Genomic DNA, 11,426 nt, shown 5'->3' with positions numbered 1-11,426 from the left:
ACCCCTACTCGCCCGAGTCCGAAGACTTCGAGACAACCGCGGAGGTGTCTTCGCGGTCAGCCATGAAGATGCCCTTGTACTCGGCGAGCATCTCCTTGAGCTTGGCCTCGGTCTCGTCGGTGATCTTGCCTTCATCGACGATGGAGTTGACGACCGCGGCGTAGGAGCCGTTGGCGTACTCGATGAATCCGTCACGGAACGGCTGGACGTCGGCGACTTCGATGTCGTCGAGGAAGCCCTTGGTTCCCGCGAAGACCGCGAGCACCTGGTTCTGGACGGGCATCGGAACGAGGCGGCCCTGCTTGAGGAGCTCGACCATGCGAGCACCACGGTTGAGCTGCGCCTGCGTGGCTTTGTCCAGATCCGAGCCGAACTGCGCGAACGCTTCCAGCGAGCGGAAGGACGCGAGGTCGAGACGGAGGGTACCGGCGACCTGCTTCATGGCCTTGATCTGCGCGTCTCCGCCGACTCGCGACACCGAGATGCCGACGTTGATGGCGGGGCGAACGCCCTTGAAGAACAGGTCGCTCTGCAAGAAGATCTGGCCGTCGGTGATGGAGATGACGTTGGTCGGGATGTAGGCCGACACGTCACCGGCCTGCGTCTCGATGACCGGCAGAGCGGTCATGGACCCGGCGCCGAGCTCGTCGTTCATCTTGACAGCGCGCTCGAGCAGGCGGCTGTGCAGGTAGAAGACGTCACCCGGGTAAGCCTCACGTCCGGGAGGACGACGAAGCGTCAGCGACATCTGGCGGTAGGCGACGGCCTGCTTGGAGAGGTCGTCGTAGACGCACAGGGTCGCGCGACCCGGGTTGTCCTTGTTGGCCGGCTTGCCATCGGCACCCGTGTACATGAAGTACTCGGCGATAGCGGCACCGGACATCGGAGCGAGGTACTGAAGAGGTGCGGAGTCCGAGGCGGTGGCGGACACGATGATCGTGTACTCCATGGCGCCGTGGGCCTGCAGCATCTCGACGACGCCTGCGACCGTGGAGGCCTTCTGGCCGATAGCCACGTACACGCAGATGACGCCCTTGCCCTTCTGGTTGATGATCGCGTCGATGGCGACGGCGGTCTTGCCCGTCTGGCGGTCGCCGATGATCAGCTCACGCTGACCACGACCGATGGGAACCATCGAGTCGACGGCCATGATGCCCGTCTGCATCGGCTCGTGAACGTGCTGACGCTCGACGACACCGACAGCCTTGTGCTCGACGTTGCGGAAACCGTCGGCCTTGATCGGACCCTTACCATCGAGCGGATTGCCGAGCGGACCCACGATACGGCCGAGGAAAGCCTCGCCCGCAGGGATCTGCACGATCTTGCCGGTCGTCTTGACCGAGTCGTTCTCCTTGACCTTGATGTAGTCGCCGAGAAGAACGGCGCCGACTTCGCGCTCGTCGAGGTTCAGAGCCATGCCCATGATGATGGCACCGTCTGAGCACTCGAACTCGAGCAGTTCGCCGGCCATCGCGCCACGAAGTCCCTCGACGCGAGCGATACCGTCGCCAACCTGCGCAACGGTGCCGACCTCACGAGATTCGACGCTCGTGCTGATTGCGTCCAGCTGTGACCGCAGGACCGCATCGATGTTACTGGCGGTGATCTCCGCCATTTATGCTTCACCTCCAGAGTGTGCGGTCGAGAGCACCCCACGGGCATTCTCGAGCTGTGACGCGATGCTCGCGTCGATACGCTGCCCGTGTGTGCTGAAGACGATGCCCCCGATGATGGACGGATCGACCTTCTCGCGAAGGACGACATCCTTGCCCATATCGGCGGCAAGCTTCTTTGTGATGGACTCACGGAGTGACTCGGTGAGTTCAACGGCCGTCGTGACATTGACGGCGATGACGCCACGCCTCTCCTCGGCAACGCGGCCGTACTCCTCGACCACGCCCGAGAGCAGGTCGAAGTTGCCGCGCTCGGCGAGCACAGCAAGCGTGCTCACGAGCGCCGGGTTGAGACCAGCGAACACCTCGGTCGCGGCCTTGGCGCGCGAGGCGCCGGTGGAGGCCGCATCGTCGCGCAAGGAGTCACGCAGCGGAGCGCTGCTGCGAACCACCCGCTGCACCGCTTCCATCTGAGAGAACACCTCGTCGACGGCGTTGTCGGCTACCGCAGCGTCGAAGAGCACGCTGGCGTAGGTGACAACGATCTGCTTCGCGAGTGCCCTGCTAGTTCGCATTAAGGCTGCCCGCCTCGCCTACGTACTTCTCGATGACCTTGATGTGGTCTTCCTTTGAGAGCTCGGCACCGATGAGCTTGCCGGCCACGGCCACGGAGAGATCCGCGACCGAGCGCTGAAGCTCGGCGATGGCGGCACGCTTCTCGCCCTCGATGGCCTCACGGGCCTTCGCGAGCATCTCGTCGTACTCGCTCTGAGCCTTGGCGTACGCCTCGGAACGAGTCGACTCGGCAGCCTGCTTGGCCTGCTGCAGAATCGTGCCGGCCTCCTTGCGAGCCTCGGCCATCGTCTGCTTGTACTCCTCGAGCAACCGCTCCGCCTCGACCTTGGCGTTCTCGGCGCGCTCCAGCGACTCGCGGATGTTATCCGCGCGCTGATCGAGCATCTGCGAGATCGCCGGCCAGGCGAACTTGGCCAGCACGAAGAACACGATCGCGAACGATATAAGCGCGGGGATGAGCTCCGCTAGGTTCGGGATGATCGCTTTCACGGCACTACCTCCAGTGCACGAAGGGAGCGTGCCGGATTAGAGCTTGCCCTGAACCATGATGCCGAGGACGAAGCCGAGCAGCGCAAGCGCCTCGACGAAGGCCGCGGACAGGATGAAGACGGTGAAGATGCGGCCGGCCATCTCAGGCTGACGCGCGGTCGACTCGGCAGCCTTGCCACCGACCATACCGATGGTCAGAGCCGGCGCAGTGACGGCAAGACCGTAAAGCAGACCGAAACCGATGAAGTTCACGATTCCTCCTTGTTGTCGGGCCCGGACCCTTCTTGGTCCGAACTCCAGTAGCCAACTATCCCGACGCCGGCATCGGTGCCGACGGTCGTTCCGAACCTAGTGCTCGTGCGCCGCAGCGCCGATGTAGACCGCGCTCAAGATGGTGAAGACGTACGCCTGAACGAAGGCCACGAGGACCTCCAGCGCGTACAACGCCGTCATGAGCATGAGCCACCCGATCGCCGGAAGTGCGCCAAGTGCGGCTCCGCCGATGTTGTGCCCCGTCTGGATCGCCTCGATGAGCGGCTCGGTGAAGAGCGCGGTCAGGATGGCGAAGATCCCAAGGATGATGTGGCCGGCGTACATGTTCGCAAAGAGACGAACGGCCAGCGTGAAGATGCGAAGGAACGCCGAGAAGACCTCGATGAACCACACGATGAGGTTGATCGGGAACGGCACGCCCTTCGGTGAGAAGCTCTTGATGTAGCCCCATGCGCCCTGGTTCTTGAAGCCGACCGCGTTGAAGAAGATGAAGACGGTGGTCGACAGCGCGACGGTGACGCCCATCGTGCCGGTACCCGGCTTAGCGCCCGGGATGAGGCCGAGGATGTTGTTCATGAGGATGAAGAAGAAGATCGTCGCCAGGAACGGGAAGTACTTCGTCCCGTCGTGACCGATCATCGCGACCGCGATGTCGTCGCGCACGAACTGCGCGAGCGCCTCGACTGCGTTGGAGAGCTTGTTCTTGGGAACGAGAGCGAGCTTCTTGACGGCGATGAAGAGCACCACCGAGAGCATCACTATCGAAATGAGCAGGAAGAAGATGTAGTTCGTCATCACGAACTCGGTAGCCCCGTAGGGGTGACCGTTGACGTTCTGGGTCCCGAGGAAGTGGAGAAGCTCCTCGACAGCCGCCGGGAGGTGGCTGAGCGGACCGCCGCCACCCTCGACCGCGTGCCCTGCCGCTTCGGCGGCCCCTGCTACCGCGTGCCCCGTGGCATCGACCGCGGCGCCTGCTGCATGTCCTGCCGCCTCTGCTGTGCCCTCCACGCTATCTCCTCGTCTCGTCGTTCGACGTCGGTCCGGCAATCGTTTCGCCGGGCTTCAACAGCTTCAGAGCCGTAATCGTGGCGAACACGCCGAGCGTGACCACGAATCCCACAACCACAGAGGGTCCGAACCACATGAACCCCTCTGACGTAACGAGCCGGTATCCCATCATCAGGCCCAGACTCACGACCAGGCCACCGAACACCACGACCATGATCACGAGCGTGCCCATGTCAGCGTTCTGAGCAGTGAGTAGTCGGGAAACCCAGAACAGCGGTGCCACGAGACCGACGCCGAGGATGAGTCCTAGCAGGACAGCGAGTCCCGGTGTCGAAAGCAGTTCCCGTAGGGCCGTCAAAGTCCTGGTGACCTGTCCTTACCCTCAGTACCCCTTGCGCCTCGCGAGCGGGGCGACTCCGTGCGTGCCGGCTCACAGAGCAGGCACATAGTACCCGAACCCCCCTGCCGGAACAACCTTCGTTCAGGTTCGATTTCGCTGACGCTTGCTGCGAGGCCTCTGGGCAGGCAAAACGTCTTCCTCCTCGACGTGATGCACAGCCTCGAACAAGCCGAGCCAGTACGCCATGACCCCTGTGACGGCGAACAGCGACACGAACGCAATCCACTTCACAGGCCCCTGCGACCATCTCACCGTGTAGCCGCCGAACGCGAGCGCGATACACCACGCGTAGATGATCAGCACCGTCTGCGTCTGAGTGAAACCACGCCCGAGCAGCCGATGATGGATGTGGCCGCGGTCGGCCTCCTGGATCGGCTTGCCCTGCAGCGCGCGCCGAATAATCGCAGATGCCGTGTCAAAGATGGGCACGCCGACGATGAACAGCGGGACGGCCAGGGCGATCGCAGCGGTCGACTTCATGACGCCCATGAGCGAGATCGTCGATAGGGCGAAGCCCAAGAACAGCGCACCCGAATCGCCCATGATGATCGACGCCGGGTGGAAGTTGTAGCGCAGGAACGCAACGCACGCCCCGATGAGAGCGGCGGCGAGCACTGCCGCATCGAATCGATTGCCCTGCGCGGCGAGCACGAGCAGCGTCACCGCCGCGATCGCCGAGACTCCCGCCGCTAATCCATCCAAGCCGTCAATGAGGTTGATGACGTTGGTGAACGCCACGATGTAGACCAGCGTGATGGGAATCGAGAGCAAGCCGAGCTGAACGAGACCGCCTCCCATCGGATTACCGATGTACTCGATGCGAAGCCCTGAGGCCACCACAACCCCGGCGGCGAGCAGTTCGCCCGCAAGCTTCCACCCCGGTGAGAGGGGTCGGAAGTCGTCGAGCAGCCCCGTGAGGAAGATCAGGATGAGGCCGATTATCACGCCGAGCGCGCGTGTCCTCGACGTCCCGGCGTCGAGTAACGTCGCACTCCAGCCGAAGAAGCGCTCGCCCGCGGCCTCCGTGGCGATGGCAGCCATCACGCCCGCGAATATGGCGATGCCTCCCAGGCGAACGACAGGCCTCGTATGCACGTCGCGGTGTCCGGGGTGGTGAACGTAGTCGGCCGCGAGCGCGAATCGACGCACGATCGGGGTCACAAGGAAGGTCACGACAGCCCCGACGAGTGCGATGACGAGGTAGTGCTCGACGCTCACGAAGAAGCGCCGCCATCCGCCTCGGGTGCGGGGACGAACCTGCGCGGAACGAGACCGGCCTCGGCCAGCAACTCCTCCGACAGCGGATCCGGGTACGGGTCGCGGAACACGATGTCCACGACGCCGGAGTTGAGCAGTATCTTGGCGCAGAGCACGCACGGTTGGTGGGTGCAGTACGCGGTCGCGCCGTCCATGGCTATCCCGTGCTTCGCAGCCTGGATCACCGCATTCTGCTCGGCGTGGATTCCCCGGCACAACTCGTGATGGCTGCCCGAGGGTATGTTGCGCCGCTCGCGCAGGCAGCCGACCGCTTCACAGTGGGCAAGCCCCTGCGGGACTCCGTTGTAGCCGGTGGCGAGGATGCGCTTGTCCTTGACGAGAACGGCCCCCGTCGCGCGACGCAGGCACGTCGACCGACCGGAGACCTGCTCGGCGATTGCCATGAAGTACTCGTCCCAGGACGGACGCGGCATGTGACCCTCCCCCTGCGCGTAAGCGCTACTTGGTGCCGAAGATCCGGTCGCCAGCGTCGCCGAGGCCCGGGACGATGTAGCCGTGGTCGTTCAAGTGCGAGTCGATGGCGCAGGTGTAGATCGTCACGTCGTCACAGTGCTTGACCACCTCTTCGATGCCCTCGGGCGCGGCGATCAGCACGAGCAGATCGATGTGCTTGGCGCCCTTCTCACGGAGCAGTTCGATGGCCGCCGCCGCCGAGCCACCCGTTGCGAGCATCGGATCGACGATGAGGACGTCGCGCTCGGCGATGTCATCCGGCAGTTTGCAGTAGTACTCGACCGGCTTGAGCGTCTCGGGGTCGCGATAGAGGCCGACGTGCCCGACTCGGGCAGCGGGGATGAGCTCGAGGATGCCGTCGACCATTCCCAGCCCGGCTCGCAGGATCGGGATGACCGCGACCTTCTTGCCGGCCAAGACGTAGGAGACCGTCTCGGTGATCGGTGTCGTGACGGTGGTCTCGGCGAGCTGGAAGCGTCGAGTCGCCTCGTACGCCTCGAGCATCGCAAGCTCCTTGACGAGCTCACGGAACTGCTTTGAACCCGTCGAGGTCGACCGCAGGATCGTGAGCTTGTGCTGCACGAGCGGATGGTCGACCACGTGGACATTGGGATAGGCGCTTGCGGCGGGCATGTGGGCTCCTCGTACCGTTGCGGACGGACTCTAGAGTTCGGGATAGAGCGGATGCTTGGCGAGCAGTTCGGAAACCTCGGCCCGGATCCGGTCCAGCGCCGCAGCGTCGTCACGGCTGAAGACCGTCTCGGCCACGAGGCGACCGACCTCGGCAGCCTCGTCCTGGGTGAATCCGCGCGTCGTCATCGCGGGCGAACCGACGCGGATGCCGCTCGTGACGAACGGGCTCTCGGGGTCGTTGGGGATGGCGTTCTTGTTGGTGGTGATCCCGACCTCTTCGAGCAGTATCTGAGCGTCCTTGCCGGTGATGCCGGCCGGCCGCAGGTCCACGAGCACCAGATGGTTGTCGGTTCCGCCGGAGACCAAGCGCAGGCCACGGGCGACCATCGCCTCCCCCATCACGCGGGCGTTGGCGACGACGTTGTCGATGTAGGTGGTGAACTCCGGTCGCATGGCCTCGCCGAACGCAACCGCCTTGCCCGCGATCGCGTGCTCGAGCGGGCCGCCCTGCAGGCCCGGGAAGACCGCCTTGTCCAGCGCAGACGCCCACTCCTCGGTACACAGAACGAAGCCGGAACGCGGACCGCGCAGCGTCTTGTGCGATGTCGAGGTCACGAAGTCGGCGTGCGGCACCGGTGACGGGTGCGCACCGGTCGCGACCAGTCCTGCGATGTGCGCCATGTCGACGACGAAGACGGCGCCGACCGCCTTGGCGACCGCCGAGAAGCGGGCGAAGTCGATGACGCGCGGGTACGCACTGGCACCGGCGATGATCATGCGCGGCTTGTGCTCGTGCGCGAGGCGCTCCATCTCGTCGTAGTCGATCGTCTCGGTCTCCATGTCGAGGCCGTACGGGACCACGTTGAACCACTTACCCGAGAAGTTGACGGTCGAGCCATGGGTGAGGTGCCCGCCCATGGCGAGGTTCATGCCCATGACCGTGTCACCGGGGTTGCAGACCGCGTAGTAGACGGCCATGTTCGCCTGTGCGCCGGCGTGTGGCTGGACGTTGACGTGGTCGGCGCCGAACAGCGCCTTCGCACGGTCGCGGGCGATGTTCTCGACGACGTCGACCTGCTCGCAACCACCGTAGTAGCGCTTGCCGGGCAAGCCCTCGGCGTACTTGTTCGTCAGCACTGTGCCGGCGGCCTCGAGCACGGCAGGCGACACGAAGTTCTCGGAGGCGATGAGCTCGATGGTGCTGCGCTGACGCGCGAGTTCCGCATCGATGGCGGCGGCCACCTCGGGGTCTTGGGCGGGGATGTACGTTAGAGCCATGCGCCGGGTTCCTTCCCTATCTGCGCCTCACGCCGGCGAGCGCGAGACGACCATGTCCAAAGCGATGCACCTCGCGGCGCGTGATTCCGATGTCGTCAGCCGCGCTCCGTGCGTTCTACGGCCGTGATCTTGCCTACTCTGTCCGCGTGGCGCCCCGCCGCAAACGGCGTGGCCAAGAACGCGTCGACGATCTCCTCGTTGATCTGAAGCGGCACGAATCGCGCCGAGACCGTCACCACGTTCGCGTTGTTGTGCTCACGCGCCAGTTTCGCGAACTCAGGGTCCGTGACGTTGGCCGCGCGCACACCACGCACCTTGTTCGCCGCGATCGACATTCCGATGCCGGTGCCGCACACAAGCACCCCGAACTCTGCGTCACCGGACGCGACAATCCGAGATGCGGCGATAGCGAAGTCGGGATAGTCGACCGAATCGTCGGCGTTAGCGGTTCCGACGTCGACGACGTCGTGCCCCTCACCCTCGAGATGCGCCTTGATGCGCTCCTTCTGGTCGAATCCGGCGTGATCACTGCCGATGACGACGCGCATTGAGAGCCTCTCTGTCGGGACGGGTGTCGGGGAGGTGATTGTACCGCAACCGCCGGAGCGTAAGCGTTGAATTGAAGCGCCACCTCGGGCGCTCGAACGCCCGGCCATTCGGTGACCGGGCGTTCGGTGGAAGCATCTCGCGTGGAGCAGTCTACGCAGACGCCGTCGCCATGATCTCGTCGGTGGCGATGGCACCCTCTCGCAGTACGACCGGCTCGGCGCCCGTGCACATCACGACGGTGGATGCCTGCTGATGCTCTGTCTCGCCACAGTCGAGCGAAAGGTCGGCGGCCTGCACGATGCGGTTCTCGACCTCGGCGAACGAGCCGGGAGGCGTGTTCCCGTGCGTGTTGGCGCTCGTCGCGATGATCGGGCCACCGGCGGCCTGGATGAGCTCGATGATGACCTCGTGATTGGGTGAGCGGAGTGCGACCGTACCATCCGGAGCGCGGAAGTCCTTGCCGACGCGGTCTGAGGCGGTGACCACGAGGGACAGCGGGCCGGGCCAGTAGGCGTGGGCGAGCTTGTGCGCGTACTCGGGGATGTCGATGCCGTACGTGTCGAGCGCGTCCTCGTTCTCGACGAGCCAGGGCAGAGGCATGTCGAGCGGACGGACCTTGACCTCGAAGATCTCCTGCGCACCGAACTTGGAATCGGCAAGCGCGCCGATGCCGTACACCGTCTCCGTGGGGAAGACGACGAGCCCGCCGTCACGGAGTACCGTGGCGGCGAGATTTATCACTTCTGCGTTGGGGTTCTCCGAATCGATGTGGTAGGTCTTGGACATCTGAACCGCCTCCTAATTCACCCTGCCCTGGAAGGACTCAGGTGGTTTCGGGTGCTGTCGCGACAACGATTCTGTCGCGCCCCGCGAGATCCGAAACAACCCTGACTTGTTGATACCACTCTTCGGCCTCGACCGCAGCACTCCGAGCCATTCTTTCGTCTAATTCCACACTGAGAATCCCGCCGGGGCGCAGCCACTGCCGCGCGTCGACGAGCAATCGACGGTAGACGACCAGGCCGTCGGCGCCTCCGTCGAGCGCAAGATGCGGCTCGAAACCTGCGACTTCGGTCGGCAGTTCGGGCACGTCGGCCGTGGGGATGTAGGGCGGGTTGCTCACGATGACATCGAGACGGCCCCGCAGCTCAGACGCCAATCCGCCGAGCAGATCGCACTCGACCACGTCGATGCGGTCGGCCAGCGAGAGGCGCTCGGCGTTGGCGGTTGCGACCTCGACGGCTATCGGCGAGATGTCGGTGGCGATGACTCGCGCACCAGGGCGCTCCTGTGCGATGGCGAGCGCGATGCAGCCCGAACCGGTGCACACGTCTGCGATGAGGGCCTCGCCTCGCGCAGCGAGTGCAACATCCACAGCAGGCAGAACCTCGTCGACGAGTACCTCGGTCTCGGGCCGCGGTATCAGTACACCCGGACGCACCTTGACGACGATGTGGCGAAACGCGACCTCGCCGGTCACATACTGCAGCGGCTCGCCAGCGGCGCGCCGACGTACGCCCTCGCGCAGAAGCGAGCGCTCAGGCTCGGTCAGCGGGCGGTCGTGATGCGCGTAGATCTCGACGCGCGAGAGGCCCGTCGCAGCGGAGAGCAGCCACTCGGCACTGCGGCGCGGGTGTTCATCGGCCTTCTCGGTGAGGTAGGCACTCGTCCAGTCGAGCGCCGCCTTGACGGTCCAGACCTGCTCGGCGGGCGACATTCGCGTCGTCTCGCTGCGGCTAGACCGCGGCCGCGAGGCGCTCGGCGCGGTCGGCGGCGACCAGCCCCTCGACGAGCGCGTCGATCTCGCCCGACATCAAGCCCGGGATGTTGTGCACGGTCAGGCCGATGCGGTGATCGGTGACGCGATCCTGTGGGTAGTTGTAGGTGCGGATCTTCTCGGAGCGGTCGCCCGAGCCGATCTGACTGCGACGCTCGGCTCCCAGCTCGGCCTGCTGACGCTCGATCTCAGCTTCGTAGATACGGGCGCGAAGTACTCGCATAGCCGCCTCCTTGTTCTGGAGCTGCGACTTCTGATTCTGCGATTGCACGACCGTGCCTGTGGGCAGGTGCGTGATACGAACCGCCGAGTCGGTGGTGTTGACGGACTGCCCGCCGGGACCGGATGCGCGGTACACGTCGATGCGCAGATCGGACATCTTGACCTCTACCTCGACGTCCTCGACCTCGGGAAGCACGGCCACCGTCGCGGTCGACGTGTGGATACGGCCCTGCGATTCGGTGGCGGGCACGCGCTGCACGCGGTGAACGCCGGACTCGAACTTCATCTTCGAGTAGACCTTGTCGCCCTTGACCCGGAATGACACTTCCTTGAAGCCGCCGGACTCCGACTCGTTGGAGTCGATCTCCTCGACCTTCCACTTCTGAAGGTCGGCGTAGCGGGTGTACATGCGATACAGATCGCCAGCGAAAATGGCGGCCTCGTCACCACCGGCGCCTGCGCGGATCTCGACGATGATGTCTTTGTCGTCGTTGGGGTCGCTCGGGAGCAGCATCACCTTGAGCTCATCCTCGAGAACAGGAAGCTTCGTCTCGAGGTCCTTGATCTCCTCGGCGGCGAACTCCTTCATCTCGTGATCGGACTCGGTGCGAAGGACTTCCCTGGCTTCGTCGAGCTGATTGGCGGCAGACAGGTACTCCCGAGCCTTCTCGGCGAGCTGAGACTGCGCACTCTGCGCCTTCGCCAGGCGTGCGTACTCCTTCTGGTCGCCGAGAACGGCAGGGTCGCCGAGCTTGGCGGTCAGATCGTCGAACGCTGTGAGTATCTTCTGGAGCTTCTCGCGCATGAAACGGACTTCCTTCGGTCTGGGTCGAATCGCGGCGCAATCGTAGCACGCGACGTACGTTCAATCGGACTC

At 64.6% G+C, this 11,426-nt stretch carries 14 protein-coding genes; all 14 read right to left on the bottom strand.

What is annotated here, in order from left to right; all coding sequences use genetic code 11:
• Nucleotides 1-4: 4 nt before the first annotated feature.
• The 14 genes from HGB10_01835 to prfA all read right to left on the bottom strand — a co-directional run bounded on the left by HGB10_01835 (nt 5) and on the right by prfA (nt 11,354).
• Nucleotides 5-1,615, bottom strand: coding sequence for a F0F1 ATP synthase subunit alpha (locus HGB10_01835; GenBank protein ID NTU70555.1), 1,611 nt, complete (start codon nt 1,613-1,615; stop codon nt 5-7).
• Entirely contained in the window at nt 1,616-2,188 is a 573-nt protein-coding gene (gene atpH / locus HGB10_01830) for an ATP synthase F1 subunit delta (protein ID NTU70554.1), read from the bottom strand.
• A complete protein-coding gene (gene atpF, locus HGB10_01825) occupies nt 2,178-2,678 on the bottom strand; it encodes a F0F1 ATP synthase subunit B (protein ID NTU70553.1) in 501 nt (166 codons plus the stop codon). The genes atpH and atpF overlap by 11 nt, the downstream gene beginning before the upstream one ends.
• Nucleotides 2,679-2,714: 36 nt before the next feature.
• Nucleotides 2,715-2,930, bottom strand: a complete 216-nt coding sequence (gene atpE, locus HGB10_01820; protein ID NTU70552.1) for an ATP synthase F0 subunit C — start codon at nt 2,928-2,930, stop codon at nt 2,715-2,717.
• A 96-nt stretch (nt 2,931-3,026) separates the two neighbouring features.
• Entirely contained in the window at nt 3,027-3,746 is a 720-nt protein-coding gene (atpB, locus tag HGB10_01815; protein NTU70551.1) for a F0F1 ATP synthase subunit A, read from the bottom strand.
• Nucleotides 3,747-3,960: 214 nt separating this feature from the next.
• Complete coding sequence (locus HGB10_01810; protein ID NTU70550.1) at nt 3,961-4,317, bottom strand: hypothetical protein; 357 nt, start codon at nt 4,315-4,317, stop codon at nt 3,961-3,963.
• A 123-nt stretch (nt 4,318-4,440) separates the two neighbouring features.
• The gene (locus HGB10_01805) at nt 4,441-5,577 is read right to left on the bottom strand and encodes an undecaprenyl/decaprenyl-phosphate alpha-N-acetylglucosaminyl 1-phosphate transferase (protein NTU70549.1); all 1,137 of its coding nucleotides are present in this window, start codon (nt 5,575-5,577) and stop codon (nt 4,441-4,443) included.
• A complete protein-coding gene (locus HGB10_01800) occupies nt 5,574-6,050 on the bottom strand; it encodes a cytidine deaminase (GenBank protein ID NTU70548.1) in 477 nt (158 codons plus the stop codon). The genes HGB10_01805 and HGB10_01800 overlap by 4 nt, the downstream gene beginning before the upstream one ends.
• 25 nt (nt 6,051-6,075) lie before the next feature.
• The gene (gene upp, locus HGB10_01795) at nt 6,076-6,723 is read right to left on the bottom strand and encodes a uracil phosphoribosyltransferase (GenBank protein NTU70547.1); all 648 of its coding nucleotides are present in this window, start codon (nt 6,721-6,723) and stop codon (nt 6,076-6,078) included.
• Nucleotides 6,724-6,753: 30 nt separating this feature from the next.
• A complete protein-coding gene (locus HGB10_01790) occupies nt 6,754-8,001 on the bottom strand; it encodes a serine hydroxymethyltransferase (GenBank protein ID NTU70546.1) in 1,248 nt (415 codons plus the stop codon).
• Between the two features lie 95 nt (nt 8,002-8,096).
• On the bottom strand, nt 8,097-8,549 hold the full coding sequence (gene rpiB / locus HGB10_01785) for a ribose 5-phosphate isomerase B (GenBank protein ID NTU70545.1): 453 nt from the start codon (nt 8,547-8,549) through the stop codon (nt 8,097-8,099).
• A 151-nt stretch (nt 8,550-8,700) separates the two neighbouring features.
• Nucleotides 8,701-9,336 (bottom strand): threonylcarbamoyl-AMP synthase, encoded by a 636-nt coding sequence (locus HGB10_01780; protein NTU70544.1) that lies wholly within the window; start codon nt 9,334-9,336, stop codon nt 8,701-8,703.
• 37 nt (nt 9,337-9,373) lie between these two features.
• Complete coding sequence (gene prmC / locus HGB10_01775; GenBank protein ID NTU70543.1) at nt 9,374-10,267, bottom strand: peptide chain release factor N(5)-glutamine methyltransferase; 894 nt, start codon at nt 10,265-10,267, stop codon at nt 9,374-9,376.
• 19 nt (nt 10,268-10,286) lie between these two features.
• On the bottom strand, nt 10,287-11,354 hold the full coding sequence (gene prfA / locus HGB10_01770; protein ID NTU70542.1) for a peptide chain release factor 1: 1,068 nt from the start codon (nt 11,352-11,354) through the stop codon (nt 10,287-10,289).
• Nucleotides 11,355-11,426 lie beyond the last annotated feature (72 nt).

The sequence above is a fragment of the Coriobacteriia bacterium genome, assembly GCA_013334745.1.
Lineage (GTDB): Bacteria > Actinomycetota > Coriobacteriia > Anaerosomatales > JAAXUF01 > JAAXWY01.
This window is presented reverse-complemented; position numbering and strand designations above follow the sequence as displayed.

Bases quoted from the DNA above. Each gene is read 5' to 3' on its own strand.
- HGB10_01835 (NTU70555.1), bottom strand. From the start codon at position 1,615: ATGGCGGAGATCACCGCCAGTAACATCGATGCGGTCCTGCGGTCACAG.
- atpH (NTU70554.1), bottom strand. From the start codon at position 2,188: ATGCGAACTAGCAGGGCACTCGCGAAGCAGATCGTTGTCACCTACGCC.
- atpB (NTU70551.1), bottom strand. From the start codon at position 3,746: ATGACGAACTACATCTTCTTCCTGCTCATTTCGATAGTGATGCTCTCG.
- HGB10_01800 (NTU70548.1), bottom strand. From the start codon at position 6,050: ATGCCGCGTCCGTCCTGGGACGAGTACTTCATGGCAATCGCCGAGCAG.
- upp (NTU70547.1), bottom strand. From the start codon at position 6,723: ATGCCCGCCGCAAGCGCCTATCCCAATGTCCACGTGGTCGACCATCCG.
- HGB10_01790 (NTU70546.1), bottom strand. From the start codon at position 8,001: ATGGCTCTAACGTACATCCCCGCCCAAGACCCCGAGGTGGCCGCCGCC.
- rpiB (NTU70545.1), bottom strand. From the start codon at position 8,549: ATGCGCGTCGTCATCGGCAGTGATCACGCCGGATTCGACCAGAAGGAG.
- HGB10_01780 (NTU70544.1), bottom strand. From the start codon at position 9,336: ATGTCCAAGACCTACCACATCGATTCGGAGAACCCCAACGCAGAAGTG.
- prmC (NTU70543.1), bottom strand. From the start codon at position 10,267: ATGTCGCCCGCCGAGCAGGTCTGGACCGTCAAGGCGGCGCTCGACTGG.
- prfA (NTU70542.1), bottom strand. From the start codon at position 11,354: ATGCGCGAGAAGCTCCAGAAGATACTCACAGCGTTCGACGATCTGACC.